The organism is Streptomyces sp. NPDC096323 (genome assembly GCF_040302845.1).
Lineage (GTDB): Bacteria > Actinomycetota > Actinomycetes > Streptomycetales > Streptomycetaceae > Streptomyces.
This window is the reverse complement of record NZ_JBEOSI010000010.1, coordinates 390,115-412,010: the sequence shown is the minus strand read 5'-3', so window position 1 is coordinate 412,010 and position 21,896 is coordinate 390,115. Positions and strand designations below refer to the sequence as shown.

22 protein-coding genes are annotated in these 21,896 nt (G+C 71.8%); 19 read left to right on the top strand and 3 right to left on the bottom strand.

All coding sequences use genetic code 11. The annotated features are described in order from the left end of the window. Positions 1-3: 3 nt before the first annotated feature. Entirely contained in the window at positions 4-804 is an 801-nt protein-coding gene (locus tag ABTX18_RS28065) for a DeoR/GlpR family DNA-binding transcription regulator (protein ID WP_352125544.1), read from the top strand. Positions 805-836: 32 nt separating this feature from the next. On the opposite strand, the gene ABTX18_RS28060 is transcribed toward ABTX18_RS28065, so the two are convergent. Further along, the gene (locus tag ABTX18_RS28060; protein ID WP_352125543.1) at positions 837-998 is read right to left on the bottom strand and encodes a hypothetical protein; all 162 of its coding nucleotides are present in this window, start codon (positions 996-998) and stop codon (positions 837-839) included. On the opposite strand from ABTX18_RS28060, the gene ABTX18_RS28055 reads away from it, so the two are divergent. The 16 genes from ABTX18_RS28055 to argF all read left to right on the top strand — a co-directional run bounded on the left by ABTX18_RS28055 (position 999) and on the right by argF (position 17,139). Next, a complete protein-coding gene (locus tag ABTX18_RS28055; RefSeq protein ID WP_352125542.1) occupies positions 999-1,352 on the top strand; it encodes an aromatic-ring hydroxylase C-terminal domain-containing protein in 354 nt (117 codons plus the stop codon). A 292-nt stretch (positions 1,353-1,644) separates the two neighbouring features. After that, entirely contained in the window at positions 1,645-2,643 is a 999-nt protein-coding gene (locus ABTX18_RS28050) for an MBL fold metallo-hydrolase (protein WP_352125541.1), read from the top strand. 119 nt (positions 2,644-2,762) lie between these two features. Next, positions 2,763-4,124 carry an ATP-binding protein gene (locus ABTX18_RS28045; RefSeq protein ID WP_352125540.1) on the top strand — a complete coding sequence of 454 codons (1,362 nt, stop codon included), beginning with the start codon at positions 2,763-2,765 and terminating at the stop codon, positions 4,122-4,124. Next, positions 4,121-4,546: a roadblock/LC7 domain-containing protein gene (locus ABTX18_RS28040; RefSeq protein WP_352125539.1), complete on the top strand. Its 426-nt coding sequence runs from the start codon at positions 4,121-4,123 to the stop codon at positions 4,544-4,546. The genes ABTX18_RS28045 and ABTX18_RS28040 overlap by 4 nt, the downstream gene beginning before the upstream one ends. Then, a complete protein-coding gene (locus tag ABTX18_RS28035) occupies positions 4,543-4,896 on the top strand; it encodes a DUF742 domain-containing protein (RefSeq protein ID WP_352125538.1) in 354 nt (117 codons plus the stop codon). Before ABTX18_RS28040 ends, ABTX18_RS28035 begins: the two co-directional genes overlap by 4 nt. Continuing rightward, positions 4,874-5,560, top strand: coding sequence for a GTP-binding protein (locus ABTX18_RS28030; RefSeq protein ID WP_352125537.1), 687 nt, complete (start codon positions 4,874-4,876; stop codon positions 5,558-5,560). The genes ABTX18_RS28035 and ABTX18_RS28030 overlap by 23 nt, the downstream gene beginning before the upstream one ends. After that, positions 5,557-6,825, top strand: coding sequence for a cytochrome P450 family protein (locus ABTX18_RS28025; RefSeq protein ID WP_352125536.1), 1,269 nt, complete (start codon positions 5,557-5,559; stop codon positions 6,823-6,825). The genes ABTX18_RS28030 and ABTX18_RS28025 overlap by 4 nt, the downstream gene beginning before the upstream one ends. A 104-nt stretch (positions 6,826-6,929) precedes the next feature. Further along, positions 6,930-7,328, top strand: coding sequence for a cell division protein SepF (locus tag ABTX18_RS28020; protein WP_352125535.1), 399 nt, complete (start codon positions 6,930-6,932; stop codon positions 7,326-7,328). Between the two features lie 114 nt (positions 7,329-7,442). Continuing rightward, the gene (locus tag ABTX18_RS28015) at positions 7,443-7,802 is read left to right on the top strand and encodes a nucleotide pyrophosphohydrolase (protein WP_352125534.1); all 360 of its coding nucleotides are present in this window, start codon (positions 7,443-7,445) and stop codon (positions 7,800-7,802) included. Between the two features lie 125 nt (positions 7,803-7,927). Beyond that, a complete protein-coding gene (locus ABTX18_RS28010; RefSeq protein ID WP_352125533.1) occupies positions 7,928-8,464 on the top strand; it encodes a DUF6099 family protein in 537 nt (178 codons plus the stop codon). Between the two features lie 89 nt (positions 8,465-8,553). Further along, positions 8,554-9,477, top strand: coding sequence for an LLM class F420-dependent oxidoreductase (locus ABTX18_RS28005; protein WP_352125532.1), 924 nt, complete (start codon positions 8,554-8,556; stop codon positions 9,475-9,477). A gap of 59 nt (positions 9,478-9,536) precedes the next feature. After that, positions 9,537-10,517, top strand: a complete 981-nt coding sequence (gene mmuM / locus ABTX18_RS28000) for a homocysteine S-methyltransferase (protein WP_352125531.1) — start codon at positions 9,537-9,539, stop codon at positions 10,515-10,517. Positions 10,518-10,560: 43 nt separating this feature from the next. Then, complete coding sequence (locus ABTX18_RS27995) at positions 10,561-12,081, top strand: 3' terminal RNA ribose 2'-O-methyltransferase Hen1 (RefSeq protein ID WP_352125530.1); 1,521 nt, start codon at positions 10,561-10,563, stop codon at positions 12,079-12,081. Beyond that, positions 12,078-14,690, top strand: coding sequence for a polynucleotide kinase-phosphatase (locus ABTX18_RS27990; protein ID WP_352125529.1), 2,613 nt, complete (start codon positions 12,078-12,080; stop codon positions 14,688-14,690). The genes ABTX18_RS27995 and ABTX18_RS27990 overlap by 4 nt, the downstream gene beginning before the upstream one ends. A gap of 101 nt (positions 14,691-14,791) precedes the next feature. Next, entirely contained in the window at positions 14,792-16,024 is a 1,233-nt protein-coding gene (locus tag ABTX18_RS27985; RefSeq protein ID WP_352125528.1) for an arginine deiminase, read from the top strand. Positions 16,025-16,134: 110 nt separating this feature from the next. Next, a complete protein-coding gene (gene argF, locus ABTX18_RS27980; protein WP_352125527.1) occupies positions 16,135-17,139 on the top strand; it encodes an ornithine carbamoyltransferase in 1,005 nt (334 codons plus the stop codon). 36 nt (positions 17,140-17,175) lie between these two features. Here the strand turns inward: argF and ABTX18_RS27975 are convergent, their stop codons facing one another. Further along, positions 17,176-17,634 carry an ATP-binding protein gene (locus ABTX18_RS27975; protein ID WP_352125526.1) on the bottom strand — a complete coding sequence of 153 codons (459 nt, stop codon included), beginning with the start codon at positions 17,632-17,634 and terminating at the stop codon, positions 17,176-17,178. Positions 17,635-17,895: 261 nt separating this feature from the next. On the opposite strand from ABTX18_RS27975, the gene ABTX18_RS27970 reads away from it, so the two are divergent. Both ABTX18_RS27970 and ABTX18_RS27965 read left to right on the top strand, forming a co-directional pair. Continuing rightward, entirely contained in the window at positions 17,896-18,723 is an 828-nt protein-coding gene (locus tag ABTX18_RS27970; RefSeq protein WP_352125525.1) for an enoyl-CoA hydratase family protein, read from the top strand. Continuing rightward, positions 18,708-21,029 carry a bifunctional salicylyl-CoA 5-hydroxylase/oxidoreductase gene (locus ABTX18_RS27965; RefSeq protein ID WP_352125524.1) on the top strand — a complete coding sequence of 774 codons (2,322 nt, stop codon included), beginning with the start codon at positions 18,708-18,710 and terminating at the stop codon, positions 21,027-21,029. The genes ABTX18_RS27970 and ABTX18_RS27965 overlap by 16 nt, the downstream gene beginning before the upstream one ends. 22 nt (positions 21,030-21,051) lie before the next feature. Here the strand turns inward: ABTX18_RS27965 and ABTX18_RS27960 are convergent, their stop codons facing one another. Then, positions 21,052-21,888, bottom strand: a complete 837-nt coding sequence (locus tag ABTX18_RS27960; protein ID WP_352125523.1) for a GNAT family N-acetyltransferase — start codon at positions 21,886-21,888, stop codon at positions 21,052-21,054. Between the last annotated feature and the right edge of the window lie 8 nt (positions 21,889-21,896).

Sequence of the window (21,896 nt, the reverse complement as noted above, 5' to 3'; positions counted from 1 at the left end):
CTCTTGTCCAGGGACGCCCGGTGGGACGCACTGCTGGAACTCGTCGGCAAGCACGGCCGGGTGGACGTCGAGGATGCCGCCGGCGCGCTGGACGTCTCGGCCGCGACCATCCGCCGGGACCTGGACCAGCTGGCCGAGCAGCATCTCCTCACCCGTACGCGTGGCGGCGCGGTCGCGCACGGCGTCAGCTACGAGCTGGCGCTGCGCTACAAGGCCGGGCGCAACGCCCCGGAGAAGCAGGCCATCGGCCGGGCCGTCGCCGAACTGGTCGCGGTCGGCGAGGTGGTGGGGCTGACCGGGGGGACCACCATCACGGAGGTCGCGCGATCGCTCGCCATGCGCTCCGATCTCGTGGGCGAAGGGGCGGGGGGGACGTCGGGCCGGCCGACCCTGACGGTGGTCACCAACGCCCTCAACATCGCCAACGAGCTGGTGATCCGGCCGCAGATCAAGATGGTGGTGACCGGCGGTGTGGCCAGGCCCCAGTCGTACGAGCTGACGGGCCCGCTGGCCAGTGGAGTGCTGGGCGAGATCACGCTGGACGTCGCCGTGCTGGGCGTCAACGCGATCGACACCGAGCGCGGCGCGTACGTCCACCACGAGGGCGAGGCCAGCATCAACCGGCTGCTCGCCGAGCAGGCCCAGCGCGTGGTGGTGGCGGCCGACTCGTCGAAGATCGGCAAGCGGGCCTTCGCCCGGGTCTGCGACCTGGGGGCGGTCGGCTTCCTGATCACCGACAAGGGCATCGCACCCGAAGCCGCCGCACGCCTCACCGAGGCCGGGATCACGGTCATAGCGGTCTGACCACGCTGCGCCGCCACCGAGGGCGCCCGCGATCAGGGCGTCCCGGCCGGCCGCGGCGGGCCGGCGGTCGTGATGCCGGCCAGGATGAGGCCGATGCCGGTGAGGAACTGTTCCCGGTCGACCCCGGCCCCCACGCCCCGGCCCTGCGGCAACTGATCCGCGATCTGCTCGGCACCCGCGACGGCACCACGCATGTGTTCCGCAACACCGCCGGGCTGTCCCACCGTTACGACCTGGGCGGCGACCAGCCGCTCGTCGGCCGTACAGCCCCGGACTTCCGCTTCGATGACGGCACGCGTCTCGGCGACCTGCTGCACCAAGGGCAGGGCATCGCACTCGACTTCACCACAGGCCGGAATCTGCAGGACGCGGCAGAGCGCTGGAAGGACCGGATCCGCTACGCGCCCGGACCGGTCGGCAACGACCTCGGATGCGGCGCCGCGCTGATCCGGCCCGACGGCGTCATCGCCTGGGCCGAGGGCTACGACACCGACACCGATGGATTCCAGCACGCCGCCACCCGCTGGTTCGGCGCCCCCCTCCGCTGACCGGACCGCACCGACCATCCTCACGGACGTCGGTTTTCGGCCATGCTCGGTGGGTAATCGGCCTCTGCCGGTTTGACGGCGGGCCGACGTGTACCGGTGACGGGGGTGAGCATGCCGGACGGGTTTGTTCGGGAATCTTCCGATCATTCCCTGCCGTGACCGGCCCGGCCGCTCTCGGACGGTCACCGGTCGGCCGGTCCAGCGGGGAAGGAGGATCGAATTCACGCCAATGGGACCCCGCGATGGCCGGGTTCGAACGCGCGACCGGATCGCGGTCGGCATAATCGCGTCCATGCCGATCACGGGTGGGGACGTCGTTGACCTGGGCCGGGGCCTGTACGCATGGCTCCCCCCGAAACGGGGCTGGGGGCTGGCCAACTGCGGCCTGCTCGTCTCGCCCCGCGGCGCGCTCTGGATCGACACCCCGTACGACACCGTGCTGGCCGGGCAGTTCCTCGCCGAGAGCACGAAGCTGCTGCCCGACGGCGTCTCCATCGACCGTGTCATCGTCACGCACGCCAACGGGGACCACTTCTGGGGCGCGGGCGTGCTCCCGGACGCGGAGATCATCGCCACCCGCGAGGCCCGGGAGCACATCCACTACGAGCCCACTCCGCAGCAGCAGCACGCGCTGGTCAACGGGAGCGATCCGGCCACCGCGCTCGGCGCCTACCTCGGGCGCCACTTCGGCCCCTTCGACTGGTCGCAGACCGAACCGGTCCGGCCGACGACCTACTTCACCGGGGAGCTCGAACTGACCCTGGGGGAGTACCCCGTCCGCATCACGTCCCTGCCGTCCGCGCACACCACGGGGGACCTCATGGTCCACCTGCCCGCGCAGAGCGCCGTGTTCAGCGGCGACATCATCTTCTCCTCGACCCCGCAGCAGCCCGGCGACCACCCGATCCACTGGGCCGGCCCGCTGAGCAATGTGATCGCGGCCTGCGAACAGGTACTGGCCACCGGCGCGGAGACCATCGTGCCCGGCCACGGCCCGGTCCTGGACCGGGCCGGCGTACGCGACCACATCGTCTACCTGGAGTACGTACGGGAGCGCGCCCACGCCTTCCACGCCGCCGGGGTGCCCGCCGTGGAGGCGGCCCGCCGGGTCATCGGAGAAGGCCGCCACCCGGAACTCGGCCTCCCGGAGCGGCTCGTGGTCACGATCGGCAGCGAGTACCGGCAACTCGACGGATCCGAACTCCCCGGCGTGCTCCAGGTCATGACCGACGTCGCAGCGGTCGCGCAAGAAGTGGAGCAGGCACGTGAGACGGCAGCCCGGGCGGACTGACCGCCCGGCCCCCGGCCGCCGCGGCAGCAACGGAACCGGACTTCGCCGCCCCGCTCACGGGACCGGCCCCCACCGCCCCCGGCACAGGACCTACCCGACGACAGAAACGCGGTAACGGCATGGCATGGATCGTGGCGGTGATCGCCGTCATAGCCGCCGTGGCAGCAACGGCACGCTCCTACCGGGCCGCCCAGTCGGAGCAGCTGGCCGTCGCCCACGCCGAGCTGGCCGAACGCCAGGCGAAATCGGCCGAGGCCCGCACCGCGGCCCTCATCGACGAGATCCGGCAGCTCGCGCGCAAGCGGATCCCGGCCGCCGCCCTCGCCCTCTCCCACCCCAGCGCCCAGGTCCCCGGGCTGCGGGAGGCCGCCGAGGTCGACGGCGCAGCGGCCCGGCTGCTCACCGAGGCGGTGCAGGCGGCGAGGACCGCGGTCATGGAGGAACGGCAACGGGTCGACGCCGCAGCCCGCGCGGCGATGCGCGGCACCTCCGCCAAGATCCAGTCCCTGCTCAACCAGTCCCAACAACTGCTCCACGAACTCCAGCACGAGTACGACGACCCGCGCATCCTGCAACTGGACTTCCGCAACGAACTCGCGCTGCGCCGCACCCAGTCCACCGCCGTGCTCTGCGACGCCTGGCCCGGCCTGGCCCGGCAGAGTTCACCCCTCGTCGAGATCGTGCTCGGCGCACAGTCCCGGGTCGCCGGCTACGAGCGCATCAAGGTGGCCAACCACCTGCGCGACGAACGCCTCGCGCTCGCCGCCCGCGCCGCCGAGCCGCTCGCCATCGCGCTCGCCGAACTGCTCGCGAACGCCACCGCCTACTCGCACCCCGACACCGATGTGCAGGTCACCGTCCAGCAGAGTGGCGGCCGCGGCGCGTTCCTGGTGGTCGACGACGCGGGCATCGGCATGGACGACGACGCGCTCGACCGGGCCCGCGCGCTGCTGGCCGGGCCCTCCGAGGTGCTGCTGACCGAGCTGGGAGACCCGCCGCAGACCGGATTCGCGGTGGTCGGCCGGCTGGTGGTGCAGTACGGCTTCCACTGCCACATCGAGTCCTCGCCGTTCGGCGGCATGCGGACGATCCTGCGCGTCCCCGCCCATCTGCTGACGGTACTGGAGGACGACCACAGCCTCTCCGCCCTGGCCCCCGCACCCGTGTCGGCCACCCCCGCCCCCGAGCGGCCGGCCGCCCCCGCGCCATCCGGGCCGCCGGACCCGCTGCCCGCCGAGGCGCCTTCCGGGCTGCCCAGCAGACGCCGGCGCGCACCGCGGCCCGCGGCGGCCGCCACGGCCCCCGCCGCCCCCGCCGCCGAACAGATGCCCCGTACACCTGAGCAGGCCGAGTCTTCCTGGGCGGCACTCCAGCAGGGCACCCTGATCGGCAGGAGCGTCGCCGGGCGGGCCCCCGCACCGGATGCCGACGCCCACGACCACCTGGGCGACCAGGACGACCAAGGAGACGACGAGAAGTGAGCGCCCCCCGCCCCACCACCGGTGACCTCGCGTGGGTGCTGACCCCGCTGCTGGAACTGCCCGGCGTCCAGCACGCGGTGGTCGCCACCGGCGACGGCCTCGTCGAGGGCGCCTCGCCCGGCCTCGACCGTGCCTCCGGCGAACGCGTCGCCGCGATGACGGCCACCCTGCACGCCGCGGCCCGCGCCTTCACCACCGCCTTCACCAACGTCGAGGCCCCGCAACTGGCCCAGACCGTCGTCGAGTCGGACCTGGGCTTCGCCATCGTCGTACCGGCCGGAAAGAACACCACACTCGCCCTGTTCGCCGAACCCGGCGCGAAACTCGGTGACATCGCCTACCAGATGCAGGTGCAGGTCACCGCGCTGACGCGAGCGATGCACGCCCCCGCCCGCCAACAGGACACCGCCGCCCGGCCATGACCTCCGGCCCAGGGCGCCGCCTCATCCCCGCCTACCTCGTCACCGGGGGCCGGTCGCGGCCCACCGGCCCCGCGCTCGACCGGCTCGCCGTGCTCGTACGCACCGAGGAGGCCCTGCCGCAGGACACCGGCTCCGAGCAGCGAAGGCTGTGCGAGCTGCTGGAGCCGGGCGCCCTCACCGTCGTCGAGTGCGCGGCCCATCTGGACCTGCCGGTCAGCGCCACCGTATTCCTGGCCACGGACCTCGCGGCCGCCGGACTTCTGCTCACGCGACCGCCGATACCCAGTGCCGGGGAGATCGACCGGTCGCTCGTCGAGAGGCTGCTCGTTGGACTCCGCTCCCTCCACTGACCGGACGGACGTCGGCTATCTGCCGGATGCCGCCCGGACCCTGATGAAACTCGTCGTCACGGGTCCCTTCGGCGTGGGCAAGACGACCCTGATCCGCACCCTCTCGGAGATTCCCACGCTCCACACCGAAGAGGCGATGACCCAGTCCAGCACCCTGCTCGACGACACCGCCGGACTCCCCGAGAAGACGACGACCACGGTCGCCATCGACTTCGGGCGCCTCACCGTCCCGGACGACCTCGTGCTGTACATGTTCGGCACGCCGGGCCAGGACCGGTTCCTGCCCCTGTGGGAGGACATCGCGCGCGGAGCGCTGGGCGCGCTCATCCTGGTCGACACCCGCCGGCTCGCCGACTCCTTCGCCGTCATGGACATGGTCGAGGAGCAGGGACTGCCGTACGCCGTAGCGGTCAACCGCTTCCCCGACGCCCCAGCCCACAGCGACGAGGTCCTGCGCACCCACCTCGACCTCGCCGCCGGCACCCCGCTGATCCAGTGCGACGCACGGGAGCGACGCGGCAGCATCGACGCACTGATCGCCCTGGCCGAACACGTGCTGACCCGGCTGCCGCAGACCGGGGACGGACAGCCCGAGGACCCGAAGCCCGAGGACCCGGCGTTGGGCCCGCAGACCCAGGAACCGCAGCCCGAGGATCCGTCATGACCACGCATTCGCTTCCGCAGCCGCCGCAGCCCATGGCGCTGTACGGCCCCGGCTTCGCGGCCGACCCGCAGGGCCGCTACCGCGCACTGCGGGAACACGGCCCTCTCGCCCCGGTCCGGATCGCCCCCGGTGTCGAGGCGATGCTCGTCACCGACTACCAGGCCGCCGTCGACGTGCTGCGCGACACCCACACCTTCAGCAAGGACCCCCGTGCCTGGCAGGCGACGATTCCCGCGGACTCCCCGGTCCTGCCGGTGCTCGGTCACCGGCCCACCGCGCTGTTCAGCGACGGCGCCGAACACGCCCGCTACCGCGACGCGATCAACGACACCCTCGCCCTGATCGAACCGCACCTCCTGCGGGCCGAGGTGGCCAGGGTCGCCCAGCAGCTCATCGGGGCGTTCGCCGCGACCGGCAGCGGCGACCTCGTCGCCCAGTACGCCCGGCTGCTCCCGCTGCACGTCTTCGTCACCTGGTTCGGCGTCGACCCCGCGGACGGCGAACGGATCGTCGACGGGATCGGCGGCATGATGAATCCGGCCGGGGGCGCCGCCGCCGCGTACGCCGACCTCGTCGACGTCGTCACCCGTCTCGTCGCCGACCGGCGCGCCCGCCCGCGCCGCGACCTCACCTCGTACTTCCTCGCGCACCCGGCGCAGCTCGACAACGACGAGACTGTGCGTCAGATCACGTTGCTGATGAGCGCGGGCCACGACCCGACGAGCAATCTGATCGGCAACGCCATCCTGCACATGCTCACCGACGAGCGGTACGCGGGCTCCCTCCACCGGGGAGCGATGACCGCCCACGAAGCGATCAACGAGGTCCTGTGGCAGGACCCGCCGGTCGCCAATCTGGCGGCGCACTACCCGCGTCACGACACCGAGTTCCACGGGGTCCGGCTGCGCGCCGGACAGCTCGTCCTGGTCTCGTTCGGCGCCGCCAACACCCAGTCGGGGGCGCTGGGTTCGGAGACCGGGGTGCGGTCCGGGGGCAGTGCCCACCTGGCCTGGTCGGCCGGTCCCCACCGGTGCCCCGCGAAGCAGCCGGCGCTCCTCATCGCGATGACGGCGATCGAGCAGCTGACCAGTCAGCTGTGCGATGCGAAGCCGGCCGTCCCGGTGAGCGAACTGCTCTGGCGTCCGGGGCCGTTCCACCGCGGACTGGTGCACCTTCCGGTACGTTTCACCCCCATCGACACCACCGCGTCCGCGGCCCCGGACCGGGTCCCCGCCGGGCAGCCGGACGTTCCGATCGGTTCCTGAACCGTGTCGCTGGTAGGCCGAACGGGTGAGGGGCGAGAGAATTGCCCGATGAACAGCGAGCGCAGCCGGCGCAACGCCGACCGAAGCACAGACGGGGTGGTCCGGTGAGCAGGTACGACAGGTACGACGTCACGGACGAGCAGTGGGAGGGGCTGGCCCAGGTCGTACCTCTGCGCAGCCGCAACGAGTGGCCTTCGCGAGTGGACCACCGCACGGTTCCGGACGAGCAGGAGCGCGCCGAGCAGCGGCGCATGGTGGTGCTGCGGGTCCAGGTCTTCGCGGACGCACGCGAGGTCGCCGACTACCTGGTCGCGCAAATTCCGGTGCTCCTCGACCTGACCAGCGCGGAGAGCGATGTGGCCAAGCGGATCCTGGACTTCACCAGCGGAGTCGTCTTCGGGCTGGGCAGCGGGATGCACCGGGTCGACCGGAACGTCTTCCTGTTGTCCCCCGTCGGCATGGAGGTCGAGGGCGTGACGGCGGCGGGCGTTCCGGGGGCGTAGGGCCCTTCGAGGCGGGCCGGCCGGGGCCGCCGGGCGTTCGGTGCGTACGTCGTGACCGGGTGCGGCCCCGGTACGCCGTCTGCCCGCATGAGCGGCGGTGGTAGACCTGGGGCCGTGACGGAACTCGACGTACGCGCGCTCCAGCAACGCCTCGCCGCATTCGCGGCCGCACGCGACTGGGGGCAGTACCACACCCCGAAGAACCTCGCGTCGGCGCTGAGCGTCGAGGCCGCCGAACTCATGGAGATCTTCCAGTGGCTGACGCCTGAACAGTCGGCGAGCGTGATGGAGGACCCCGCAAAGGCACCCAGGGTCGCGGACGAGGTCGCGGACGTTCTCGCCTACCTGCTTCAGTTCTGCGAGGTGCTAGGGATCGACGCGCTGGCGGCGCTGGCGGCGAAAATCGAGCGGAACGAAGGACGCTTCCCGGTGCCGGGGCCAACGGATCCCCCACTCCGTCACTCTTCGGAGTGATCGACTTGTTCACATTCGACTGCGTGTCCACAGATTTCGGAAATCCTCTGGCCTTTCGGTACCGCCACCCTCACTGTGGGTAATGGAAGAGGTGAGCGGGTTTTCGTGTCGAACGGGGGCATGGGATGGAAGCGGTGCGGCTGGTAGCAGTCATCCGGAGCGCGCTGGCGCACAGCCGGGGCACGCCGGACATCATCGCCGAGGCCTGGCAGGCCCAGGCGCTGGCGCAGGCGGTCGGAAGCCGGCTGGCGGCGAGCGGCCCCAAGGAGTTACGGGGCGAGGCGAGCGGGCTCAGCGAGATCGGCGGACGGAGCAACGGGGCGCTGGACCACCCGGCGGCCCGGGCGGGGGTGGCACGGGCCGTGCAGCTCTCCGAGGTCGCCGATCCGCGCGCGGCGTTGACCGGCCTCGGAGCGCTGCTCGGGGAGGTGGGGATAGCCCTGGTCGGGGTGGCGAGCGACACGGACGAGCAGGGCCTGTACTGGCAGTGCATGGAGGCGATCGACGCTGCCGACGAGTCGTTGGACCGGGTGCACGGCATGCTCCGGCTCCTCGATGAGCGGGACCGGGAGCGCCGGGAGGATCTGGAGCGCGGCCGGGAGCGGGACGGCCCGCACGGGGTCCTGCACGGACCGGTGGGCCCGGTCGCCGACACCGGCTGAGCGTCCGGCATCCGGGACGCCGGGGGCGCGGCGGCGCGGGGAGGACGGCCGAAGAGGAGTCCACGAGTCCGGAGGTGCAGGATGGATGCATGGATCTTCGAATCTTCACCGAGCCCCAGCAAGGGGCGAGCTACGACACCCTGCTCACCGTCGCGAAGGCGGCCGAGGACCTCGGCTTCGACGCCTTCTACCGGTCCGACCACTATCTGCGCATGGGGCAGGGCGACGGCCTTCCGGGCCCGACGGACGCATGGATCACACTGGCCGGGCTGGCGCGCGAGACGAAGCGGATCCGCCTCGGCACACTGATGACGGCGGGGACGTTCCGGCTTCCCGGTGTGCTCGCCATCCAGGTGGCGCAGGTCGACCAGATGTCCGGCGGCCGCGTCGAACTGGGCCTGGGCGCCGGCTGGTTCGAGCAGGAGCACAAGGCGTACGGCATCCCGTTCCCCAAGGAGAAGTTCGGGCGGCTGGAGGAGCAGCTGGCGATCGTCACCGGTCTGTGGGCCACCGAGGCCGGCAAGACGTTCAATTTCGACGGCACCTACTACCAGCTCACCGACTCGCCCGCGCTGCCCAAGCCCGCGCAGGCCAAGGTGCCGGTGCTGATCGGGGGTCACGGGGCGAAGCGGACGCCGCGGCTGGCCGCTCAGTACGCGGACGAGTTCAACATCCCGTTCGCCTCGCTGGACGACAGCGAGAAGCAGTTCGGCCGGGTCAGGGCGGCGGCCGCCGAGGCGGGCCGGAAGCCCGACGACCTGGTGTACTCCAACGCCCTGGTCGTGTGCGTCGGCAAGGACGACGCGGAGGTGGCGCGCCGTGCCGCCGTCATCGGGCGTGACGTCGTGGAGTTGAAGGCCAACGGACTGGCCGGCTCGCCCGCCGAGGTCGTCGACAAGATCGGGAGGTTCGGCGCGATCGGGGCGTCGCGCATCTACCTCCAGGTGCTGGACCTCGACGACCTGGAACACCTCGAGCTGATCTCGTCGCAGGTCCAGTCCCAGCTCACCTGAGAACGGGGACACCCACACACCCCTTAGCCCCAGCCCACCGCCTGAGAAAGGAGCCTCCTGTGCCGCCCGGTCCCGCGCACCGGTCCCAGGACTTCGCCCGGTCCGCCGGGACGCCGTCCCGATCCCTCGGCGCCGCGCTCTCGGAGGGGACGGTCCTGCTCGACGGCGGGCTCTCCAACCAGTTGGAGGCGCAGGGCTGCGACCTGTCCGACGCGCTGTGGTCCGCCCGGCTGCTCGCCGACGGACCGGAGCAGATCGAGGCCGCGCACACGGCGTATGTGCGGGCGGGCGCGCAGGTGCTCATCACCGCCAGCTATCAGGCGAGTTTCGAAGGATTCAGGCAGCGTGGAATCGGGCGGGCGGAGGCGGCCGCGCTCTTCGCCCGCAGCGTGGAGCTGGCCCGCCGGGCGGCCGGGGCGGTGGACCGGGACGTCTGGGTCGCGGCCTCCGTCGGACCGTACGGGGCGGTGACGGCGGACGGGGCGGAGTACCGCGGCCGCTACGGGCTCACGGTCCGGGAACTGGAGCGCTTCCACCGCCCCCGGATCGAGGCCCTGGCCGCCGCCGGCCCCGATGTGCTGGCGCTGGAGACCGTGCCGGACGTGGACGAGGCGCAGGCGCTGTTGCGGGTGGCGGGGGAGTGCGGGCTGCCGGTCTGGCTCTCGTACACCGTGGCCGGGGACCGGACCCGGGCCGGGCAACGGCTGGAAGACGCGTTCGCCCTCGCCGAGGAAGAGCAGTTGGTGGTGGCGGCAGGGGTGAACTGCTGCGAACCGGCCGACGCGGAGGGGGCCGTCCGGGCGGCGGCGGAGACGGCCGGGAAACCCGTCGTCGTCTACCCGAACAGCGGTGAACGCTGGGACGCGGAGGGGAGGAGATGGGCCGGGGGAGCGACGTTCGACCCCGGCCGGGTCGGGGCCTGGCAGGACGCCGGCGCACGGCTGGTCGGCGGCTGCTGCCGCGTCGGTCCGGCCACCATCACGGAACTGGCCGTACTGCTCGGCGAGGGTGGGACGGCAACGCAGCTCACGGGGCGGTGAAAATGCCTGGTGAGGGCGAGGGAAGCTGATCATACTCGGACGTGTGTTCCTGACGATCAGTACGACCGGCACCCCGGAGCGTCCCGCCACCGATCTCGGTTTCCTGCTGCACAAGCACCCCGAGAAGGCGCAGACGTTCTCCACCTCGCACGGCACCGCGCATGTCTTCTATCCCGAGGCGTCCGCGGAGCAGTGCACGGCAGCGCTGCTGCTGGAGGTGGATCCCGTGGCTCTGGTGCGGCGCGGCAAGGGCAAGGGCCGCGGCGGCGCGCCAGACGCGGCGCTCGCGCAGTACGTCAACGACCGCCCCTACGCGGCGTCCTCGCTGCTCTCCGTCGCGATGAGCACCGTCTTCAAGTCCGCGCTGAGCGGCACCTGCAAGTCGATGCCCGAGCGAGTGGCGGCGCCGATGCCGCTGCGGATCGAGGTGCCCGCCCTGCCGGCCCGTGGTGGTGCCGAGCTGGTGCGCAAGTTGTTCGGTCCGCTCGGCTGGTCGCGGGTGGACGCGGTGGCCGTACCACTGGACGAGCAGTTCCCCGAGTGGGGGGACTCGCGGTACGTACGGCTCGTGCTGGAGGGCGAGTTGAGGCTCGCGGACGCGTTGCGTCAGCTGTACGTCCTGCTGCCGGTGCTCGATGACGCCAAGCACTACTGGGTGGCTCCGGACGAGGTGGACAAGCTGCTGCGGGCCGGTGAGGGCTGGCTGGCCGACCACCCCGAGCAGAAGCTGATCACCAGCCGGTATCTGTCGCGGCGCTGGGGGCTGACCCGGCAGGCGATGCAGAGGCTGGAGCTGGTGAGGCTCGCCGAGTCCGACGACCTCGACGTCGAGAGCATCGACAACGCGGTGGACGAGACGGCCGACACCGAGGAGCGGCCGGTGCCGCTCGCCGAACAGCGCAGGACCGCGATCCTGGCGGCGCTGACCGCTGCCGGGGCGAGCCGGGTGCTCGACCTGGGCTGCGGCCAGGGCCAGTTGGTGCAGGCGCTGCTGAAGGACGTGCGCTTCACCGAGATCGTCGGGGTGGACGTCTCGATGCGCGCGCTGACGATCGCCTCGCGCCGGCTGAAGCTGGACCGGATGGGGGAGCGCCAGGCCGCGCGGGTGACGCTCCGGCAGGGCTCGCTCACCTACACGGACAAGCAGCTCAAGGGGTACGACGCGGCGGTGCTGAGCGAGGTCGTCGAGCACCTCGACCTGCCACGGCTGCCGGCCCTGGAGTACGCGGTGTTCGGCGTGGCCCGCCCCCGTACCGTGCTCGTGACCACGCCGAACGTCGAGTACAACGTCCGCTGGGAGACCCTCCCGGCCGGGCACGTCCGGCACGGCGACCATCGCTTCGAATGGACCCGGGCGGAATTTGGGGACTGGGCGGGCGCAGTGGCCCGCAGACACGGGTACGGGGTGGAGTTCGTCCCGGTGGGCCCCGATGACCCGGAGGTGGGCCCGCCCACCCAAATGGCCGTGTTCACCATGACCGCGGCCGACGTGACGGAGAAGCCCACCGAGAACGACCGGACCAGCGAGACCGACAGGACCGAGAAGGAGGCGAAAGCCGCATGACCAGCACCAGCTCCAGCACCGGTTCGAGTGACAGCGACAGCACCAGCACCAGCGACCGCGGCGGGCGTGTCCTGCCGGTGACCGACCTCTCCCTCGTCGTCCTCATCGGGGCGAGCGGCTCGGGCAAGTCCACCTTCGCCCGCAAGCACTTCAAGCCGACCGAGATCATCTCCTCCGACTTCTGCCGCGGTCTGGTCGCCGACGACGAGAACGACCAGAGCGCGAGCCGGGACGCCTTCGACGTCCTGCACTACATCGCGGGCAAGCGCCTGGCCGCCGGACGGCTGACCGTCGTCGACGCCACCAGCGTCCAGCCGGAGAGCCGCCGCCAGCTGGTGCAGCTGGCCCGGGAGCACGACGTGCTGCCCATCGCCGTCGTGCTCGACCTGCCCGAAGAGGTCTGCCTCGCCCGCAACGCGGAACGCCCGGACCGTGCCGGCATGCCCCGTCACGTCATCCAGCGCCACCGCCGCGAGCTGCGCCGCTCGCTGCGCGGTCTGGAGCGCGAGGGATTCCGCAAGGTCCACATCCTGCGCACCGAGGAGGAGGCCGAGCGCGCCGAAGTGGTCCTGGAGCGCCGCTACAACGACCTCCGCCACCTCACCGGCCCCTTCGACATCATCGGCGACATCCACGGCTGCAGCTCCGAGCTGGAGACCCTGCTCGGCAAGCTCGGCTATGTGGAGGGCTCGCACCCCGAGGGGCGTACGGCGGTGTTCGTCGGCGACCTCGTCGACCGCGGGCCCGACAGCCCCGGCGTGCTGCGCCGCGTCATGTCCATGGTCTCGGACGGCAACGCGCTCTGCGTTCCCGGCAACCACGAGAACAAACTCGGCCGTTACCTCAAGGGCCGCAAGGTACAGCAGACCCACGGACTCGCCGAGACGATCGAGCAGCTGGAGCGGGAGGACGCCAAGGACCCGCAATTCCGCGAGCGGGTGCGGCAGTTCATCGACGGGCTCGTCAGCCACTACGTGCTGGACGACGGAAAGCTGGTCGTCTGCCACGCCGGTCTGCCCGAGAAGTACCACGGACGCACCTCCGGACGGGTCCGCTCGCACGCACTGTACGGCGACACGACCGGCGAGACCGACGAGTTCGGCCTGCCGGTGCGCTACCCGTGGGCGGAGGACTACCGCGGCCGTGCCACCGTGGTCTACGGCCACACCCCCGTCCCCACCACCTCCTGGATCAACAACACCATCTGCCTGGACACCGGGGCCGTGTTCGGCGGGAAGATGACCGCGCTGCGCTGGCCGGAGCGCGAGCTCGTCGACGTACCGGCCGAGCAGGTCTGGTACGAGCCGGTGAAGCCGCTGGTCACCGAGGCGCCGGGCGGCCGCGAGGGACGGCCGCTGGACCTCGCCGATGTGCAGGGCCGCCGCGTCGTGGAGACCCGGCACATGGGCCGGATAGCGGTGCGCGAGGAGAACGCGGCGGCCGCGCTGGAGGTCATGAGCCGGTTCGCCGTCGACCCCCGCCTGCTCGCCTACCTCCCGCCGACCATGGCGCCGACGGCCACCTCGCACGAGGAGGGCTATCTGGAGCACCCGGCCGAGGCGTTCGCGCAGTACCGGACGGACGGTGTGGCCCAGGTCGTGTGCGAGGAGAAGCACATGGGCTCCCGGGCCGTGGCCCTCGTCTGCCGGGACGCGGACGCGGCACGGGAGCGCTTCGGGACCGGCGACTTCGGCAAGGACGGCCCGACCGGCGCGCTGCACACCCGCACCGGACGGCCGTTCCTGGACGACCCCGCGCTCACCGAGGCCGTGCTGGGCCGGCTGCGTGCGGCCGTCACCGCCGCCGGGCTGTGGGAGGAGTGGGACACCGACTGGATGCTGCTCGACGCCGAGCTGATGCCCTGGTCCCTGAAGGCCGCCGGGCTGCTCCGCTCGCAGTACGCGGCGGTCGGCGCGGCGTCGGGCGCCGTCTTCCCCACGGCCACCGGTGCGCTCGCGGCGGCCGCGGCACGCGGGATCGACGTCGGCGCGCTCGCCGACCGGCAGCGGGGGCGGGCCGAGGACGCGGCCGCGTTCACCGAGGCCTACCGCCGATACTGCTGGAGCACGGAAGGGCTGGACGGGGTGCGCCTCGCGCCCTTCCAGATCCTCGCCGTACAGGGCCGCTCGCTCGCCTCCGTACCCCATGACGAGCAACTGGCCTGGCTGGACCGGCTGGTGGAGCACGACCCCACCGGTCTGCTCCAGGTCACCCGGCGGCTCGTCGTCGACACCGCCGACGAGGCCTCGGTCCGCTCCGGCGTCGACTGGTGGCTGGAGATGACCGGCCGCGGCGGCGAGGGCATGGTCGTCAAGCCCCTCGGCGCTCTCGTCAGGGACGGCAAGGACCGTCTCGTGCAGCCCGGGATCAAGGTGCGTGGCCGGGAGTACCTGCGGATCATCTACGGCCCCGAGTACACCCGCCCGGAGAACCTGGACCGGCTGCGGGGGCGTTTCCTCGGCCACAAGCGGTCGCTCGCCCTGCGCGAGTACGCCCTGGGCCTCGAAGCGCTGGACCGGCTGGCCGAAGGGGAGCCGCTGTGGCGGGTCCACGAGGCGGTGTTCGCGGTCCTCGCGCTGGAGTCGGAGCCGGTGGACCCTCGGCTGTAACGCATGCTGCCGGGCCGGAACCGGACGCGGTTGCGGCCCGGCAGCAGAACCGGCTGGCGATTCGCCGGGTGAACGGTGTCCCGCGCGGTGAGGATGAGGGCATGGGATTCCATGTCGACTCCGAGGCCGGGCGGCTGCGCCGCGTCATCCTGCACCGCCCCGATCTGGAGCTGAAACGGCTCACCCCGGGCAACAAGGACGCACTGCTCTTCGACGACGTGCTCTGGGTGCGCCGGGCCCGCCAGGAGCACGACGGATTCGCGGACGTGCTGCGCGACCGCGGGGTGGAGGTGCACCTCTTCGGAGACCTCCTCCGGGAGTCGCTGGAGATTCCCGTGGCCCGCCGGCTCGTGCTCGACCGGGTCTTCGAGGAGAAGGAGTACGGGCCGCTGGCCACCGAGCACCTGCGGGCCGCCTTCGAGGAACTGTCCACGGCCGACCTCTGCGAGGCGCTGGTCGGCGGGATGACCAAACGGGAGTTCCTGGAGCGGTTCCACGAGCCGACGTCCGTGCGCTTCCACGTCATGGACCTGGACGACTTCCTGCTCGGACCGCTGCCCAACCACCTCTTCACCCGCGACACCTCGGCCTGGATCTACGACGGCGTCTCCATCAACGCCATGCGGTGGCCTGCCCGGCAGCGCGAGACCGTTCACTTCGAGGCGATCTACCGCCACCACCCGCTCTTCACGGGGCCGGAGGCCGGGGCCTTCCACCACTGGTCGGAGGGGCAGGACGACTACCCCTCCACCATCGAGGGCGGCGACGTCCTCGTCATCGGCCGGGGAGCCGTGCTCATCGGGATGAGCGAACGCACCACCCCGCAGGCGGTGGAGATGCTGGCCCGCGGCCTCTTCGACGCCGGCTCGGCACGGACGATCGTGGCACTGGACATGCCCAAGAGCCGTGCGTTCATGCACCTCGACACGGTGATGACGATGGTCGACGGGGACACCTTCACCAAGTACGCGGGCCTGGGGATGCTCCGCTCGTACACCATCGAACCCGGCGACGGGCCGCGCGATCTCAAGGTCACCGACCATCCGCCCGAGCACATGCACCGCGCCATCGCCGAGGCGCTGGGACTGGACGCGATCCGCGTCCTGACCGCCACCCAGGACGTGCACGCGGCGGCGCGGGAGCAGTGGGACGACGGCTGCAACGTCCTGGCCGTCGAGCCGGGCGTCGTCGTCGCCTACGAGCGCAACGCGACCACCAACACCCATCTGCGCAAGGAGGGCATCGAGGTCATCGAGATCCGCGGCAGCGAACTGGGCCGGGGCCGCGGCGGCCCCCGCTGCATGAGCTGCCCGGTGGTCCGGGACCCGGTGTAGCCGGGTGGGGCCGGAGTAGCCCTCGCGGATGCACTGTATAGCGATGCATTGTGTCGTATAGACTTCCAGGGTTATCGTGTGCGTCCCCGTCCGACCCAGGAGCAGTCACCATGGCCATAGACCTCGCAGGCCGCCACTTCCTCAAGGAGCTGGACTTCACGGCCGAGGAGTTCCGCGGCCTGATCGCCCTGGCCGCCGAGCTCAAGGCCGCGAAGAAGGCGGGGGCCGAGGTCCAGCGGCTCCGCGGCAAGAACATCGCGCTGATCTTCGAGAAGACCTCGACCCGCACCCGCTGCGCGTTCGAGGTGGCCGCCGCCGATCAGGGTGCCTCCACCACGTACCTCGACCCCTCCGGCTCCCAGATGGGGCACAAGGAGTCCGTGAAGGACACCGCCCGGGTCCTCGGCCGGATGTTCGACGGGATCGAGTACCGGGGCGACAGCCAGGAAGCCGTCGAGGAGCTGGCCGCCCATGGCGGTGTGCCCGTGTTCAACGGGCTGACCGACGACTGGCACCCCACCCAGATGCTCGCCGACGTCCTCACGATGACCGAGCACAGCGAGAAGCCGCTGGAGCGCATCGCCTTCGCCTACCTCGGCGACGCCCGGTTCAACATGGGCAACTCCTACCTCGTCACCGGCGCCCTGCTGGGCATGGACGTACGGATCGTCGCGCCGAAGGCCTACTGGCCCGCCGAACCGGTCGTCGACCGGGCCCGCGAGCTCGCCGCCGTCAGCGGGGCCACGGTCACGCTCACCGAGGACATCGCCGACGGCGTGCGCGGCGCCGACTTCGTCGCCACGGACGTCTGGGTCTCGATGGGTGAGCCCAAGGAGGTCTGGGACGAGCGCATCGCCGCCCTCGCGCCGTACGCCGTCACCATGGACGTCCTGCGGGCCACCGGAAACGACGGCGTGAAGTTCCTGCACTGCCTCCCCGCCTTCCACGACCTCGGGACCAAGGTCGGGCGCGAGATCCACGCCCGGCACGGCCTGACGGAGCTTGAGGTCAGCGACGAGGTCTTCGAGTCCAAGCACTCCGTCGTCTTCGACGAGGCGGAGAACCGGATGCACACGATCAAGGCCGTGCTGGTGGCGACCCTGGCCGCGCCCTGAAAGGGCCGCTTCTGATGTGCGGCGGTGTACGCCCGGTTACGGCCGCAGCCGCTGGTGACCGGCCGCCACGGCCGCCGGCTGACCGGTCGCCGGCAGGGTGAACCACACCGCTTTGCCGCGCTCCGTCGTGCGGTGACCGCAGGACGAACTGAGGGTACGGATCAGCAGCAGGCCCCGGCCGTGCTCCTGCCATGGATCGGGCATGGAGTCCGGCTCCGGGCGGGACAGATCGCCCGGCGGGGCCGGGTCGCCGTCATGCACCTCCACCTGGCAACCGGTCGGCAGGAGCTCCACCACCAGCTCGACGGGATGGTCGCCGGGGGTGTGCTCCACGGCGTTGGCGACCAGTTCCGCGGTCAGCAGTTCGGCGGTGTCGCTGTCGGCGTCGAGGTCCGCCAGCACCGTACGGATCAGCGCCCGGGCGATCGGCACAGCGGCTGCCGAATGCGGCAGCGCGATGCGCCAGACGGCGGGTGCGGGGGCATCGGACGGCACGGGGCTTCCGTTCGGAGAGCGGGGAGAGTCCTGGTTTTGCTGGGAATTCTGGACTCGCTGAAAAATTATCGGAGCTCAAAACTTCTTCCTTCAACCATACGAATCCGCACGACCCGGGCAAGGGCCTGCCGACCGGTACGAAGGGGACGTTCGTCACTACGGCCTTACCTCGCCCTTATCGCGTACTCGTGACGGGAGTCACGGGCGAGTGATAAATTCGGGGTCAGGCAGCAGCCCGACGGCCGAAGGGGACCACCCTCGATGAGTCCGTTTCCCAGCTCCGCGTCCCGCACGGAGCACTGGCGCCATCTGCGGGTCACCATGCAGGACGGCGTCGCCACCGTGACCCTCGCCCGGCCCGACAAGCTGAACGCGCTGACCTTCGGCGCCTACGCGGACCTGCGCGACCTCCTGGCCGAACTGTCCCGGGAGCGCTCCGTGCGGGCCCTGGTGCTGGCCGGTGAGGGGCGCGGATTCTGTTCGGGCGGCGATGTGGACGAGATCATCGGCGCCACACTCGCGATGGACACCGCCCAGCTGCTGGACTTCAACCGGATGACCGGACAGGTCGTACGGGCGCTGCGCGAGTGCCCGTTCCCCGTCGTCGCGGCCGTCCACGGGGTCGCCGCCGGAGCGGGCGCCGTGCTCGCCCTGGCCGCCGACTTCCGGGTCGCCGACCCCTCCGCCAGGTTCGCCTTCCTCTTCACCCGCGTCGGGCTCTCCGGCGGCGACATGGGCGCGGCCTATCTGCTGCCCCGGGTCGTCGGTCTCGGCCACGCCACCCGGCTCCTGATGCTGGGCGACCCCGTCCGCGCCCCCGAGGCCGAACGGATCGGGCTGATCAGCGAACTGGCCGACGAGGGCCTGGCCGACGAGCGGGCCACCGCCCTCGCCCGGCGCCTCGCGGACGGTCCCGCGCTCGCCCTCGCCCAGACCAAGGCACTGCTCACCGCCGAGCTCGACATGCCGCTGGCCGCCTCCGTGGAGATGGACGCCGCCACGCAGGCCCTGCTGATGCACGGCGAGGACTACGCCGAATTCCACGCCGCCTTCACCGAGAAACGGCCGCCGAAATGGCAGGGCCGGTGATCCCGCGCACGTTCCCCGACAGCGGGGCGGACCCGCTCCGCCGCATCGCCGTCATCGGCGGCGGACCGGGTGGGCTCTACGCCGCAGCCCTGCTGAAGCGGCTGGGCCCGGAGCGCGAGATCACCCTCTGGGAACGGAACGCACCCGAGGACACCTTCGGCTTCGGGGTCGTCCTCTCCGACGAGACCCTGGGCGGCATCGAGCACGCCGACCCCGCCGTCCACGCCGCGCTCCAGCGCGAGTTCGTCCGCTGGGACGACGTCGACATCGTCCACCGGGGCCATACCCAGACCTCCGGCGGCCACGGCTTCGCCGCGCTCGGCCGCCGCCGGCTCCTGGAGATCCTGCACGAGCGCTGCACCGGCCTGGGGGTGCGCCTCCGCTTCCGCACACAGGCGCCGCCCGCCGCCGAACTGGCCGCCACCCACGACCTGGTGATCGCGGCTGACGGCGTGCACAGCCGGACCCGCGACGCCTACGCGGAGAGCTTCGGGCCCCGCGTCACCACGCACCGCTGCCGGTACATCTGGCTCGCCGCCGACTTCGCCCTGGACGCCTTCCGCTTCGAGACCGCGGAGACCGCGTACGGCGTGATGCAACTGCACGCCTACCCCTTCTCCGCCGACGCCTCGACCGTCATCGTGGAAATGCGCGAAGAGGTCTGGCGCGCGGCCGGATTCGACACCTGCGACGCCGCCCAGTCGACCCGGCACTGCGCCAAGATCTTCGCCGACGCCCTCGGCCACCGGCCGCTGCGCTCCAACAACTCCTCCTGGCTCACCTTCCGTACCGTCGTCAACGAGCGCTGGTCACATGGGAACACCGTCCTCATCGGCGATGCCGCCCACACCGCGCACTTCTCCATCGGCTCCGGCACCAAACTCGCGGTCGAGGACGCCCTCGCCCTCGCCGCCTGCATCGAGGAACAACCCACGCTGCCCGCCGCCCTCGCCGCGTACGAGAGCGAGCGCCGGCCCGTCGTCGAATCGACCCAGCGCGCCGCCGCGGCGAGCCTGCGCTGGTTCGAGGACCTGGGGACGTACGTCGACCAGCCGCCCCGCCAGTTCGCCTTCAACCTCCTCACCCGCAGCCGCCGCGTCACCCACGACAACCTGCGGCTGCGCGACGCCTCGTTCACCGCCGCCGTCGAGGAGGAGTTCGGCTGCGCACCCGGGACGCCGCCCATGTTCACCCCGCTGCGGCTGAGGAGCCTGGAGCTGCGCAACCGCGTCATCGTCTCGCCCATGGACATGTACTCGGCCACCGACGGCCTGCCGGGCGACTTCCATCTCGTCCACCTGGGCGCGCGGGCGCTCGGCGGCGCCGGGCTGGTCATGACGGAGATGGTGTGCGTGAGCGCCGAGGGCCGCATCACCCCCGGCTGCACCGGCCTCTACACCGACGAGCAGCAGGCCGCCTGGACCAGGATCACCGACTTCGTGCACTCAGGGTCACCGGGCACCGCGATCGGCGTCCAGCTCGGTCACTCCGGCCGCAAGGGCTCCACCAAGCTGATGTGGGAGGGCATCGACCAGCCGCTCGACGACGGCAACTGGCCGCTCACCGCCGCCTCCCCGCTTCCGTACGCACCAGGCGTCAACCAGATCCCGCACGCCCTGGACCGCGCCGGTCTGGATACCGTCCGCGAGCAGTTCGCGTCCGCCGCCGCACGCGCCGACGCCTGCGGATTCGACCTCCTGGAACTGCACTGCGCGCACGGCTATCTGCTCTCCGGCTTCCTCTCCCCGCTCACCAACCACCGCACCGACGCGTACGGCGGCAGCCTGGCGGGCCGGCTCCGCTTCCCGCTGGAGGTCTTCGACGCCGCCCGCGAACGGTGGCCCGACGACCGGCCGATGACCGTCCGGATCTCCGCCACGGACTGGGCCGAGGGCGGCACGACGGGCGAGGACGCCATCGAGATCGCCCGCGCCTTCGTCGCGCACGGAGCCGACGCCATCGACGTCTCCACCGGCCAGGTCGTCCCCTTCGAGCGGCCGGAGTACGGGCGCTCCTACCAGACCCCGTACGCCGACCGGATCCGCAACACCCTGTGCGTTCCCGTCATCGCCGTCGGCGCGATCTCGTCCTGGGACGATGTCAACTCCCTGCTGCTCGCGGGCCGCGCCGACCTCTGCGCCCTGGCCCGCCCGCACCTGTACGACCCGCACTGGACGCTCCACGCGGCGGCGGACCAGGGCTACACGGGACCGGGTGCGCCCTGGCCGCTCCCGTACCGCGCGGGCAGCCGGACCCCGCCGACGGGACGCACGGACGCACCGAAGCCGCGGCTCACCCTGGGCTGAGTGGCAGCCACGGGCGCGCCGCTCACTCGCCCGCGCCCTCCGCGCTGACCACCAGCCGGTCCGAGACCGGGCGGTAGCCGATGCGCGTGTACACGCCGTTGCTCGTCGGGTTGGCGAGATCGGCGAACAGCACCACCTCGTCCGCCCCCGCGCTCCGGGCTGCCCGGCTGACCTCTGCGGTCACCGCTGCCGCGTAGCCGCGGCCGCGGTGCTCTGGCGGGGTGTAGACGGGGGCGACGCGCGCGGTTCCCGCGATCCGCAGTGAGATGCCCGCCATCGACACGGGGACGCCGTCGTGCTCCCAGAGCGTCAGCCGGCCCTCCGCCGTCCGCTCGTCGACCGCCCGCGCATGACGTTCGACGCGCCCGGCCGGGCTGCCGATGTCGACGGCGAACGCGGCGTACCAGCGCAGCAGCATGTCCCGGTCCGCAGCAGTCGCGGCCCTCGCCCGGCCACCGGGAGCGGGCGACGGCGGAACCAGCTCGCCCAGCCGGTAGAGCCGGTTCTCCTCGATGACACGGTGCCCCGGCCAGTGGGCCGCCACCGCCCCGGCCGTGGCACGGTCCGCGTTGACACGCGTGAGCCGGCGAGCGGCCATCAACGGAGCCACCGCCTCCGGGGCGAGCCCGTTCAACGACGCGGGATGAGGCGGCGTGTGGATCAGGGTCCCCGCCACCTCGCCGTCGGCACCACGCCACCAGCCCAGCACCGGATCGTGGTCGCCGAAGGAGTGCGGGCCGTGGCGGCGCAGGGCCGCGGTGACGGTCAGCACGACGGTGTTCTCCGTCGGACGGCTGGTGAGCCAGGGTCCCGCCGCGTCGAGGAAGACATCGACGTCATCAGTGAAGGTCCAGGTCATGCGTCCGC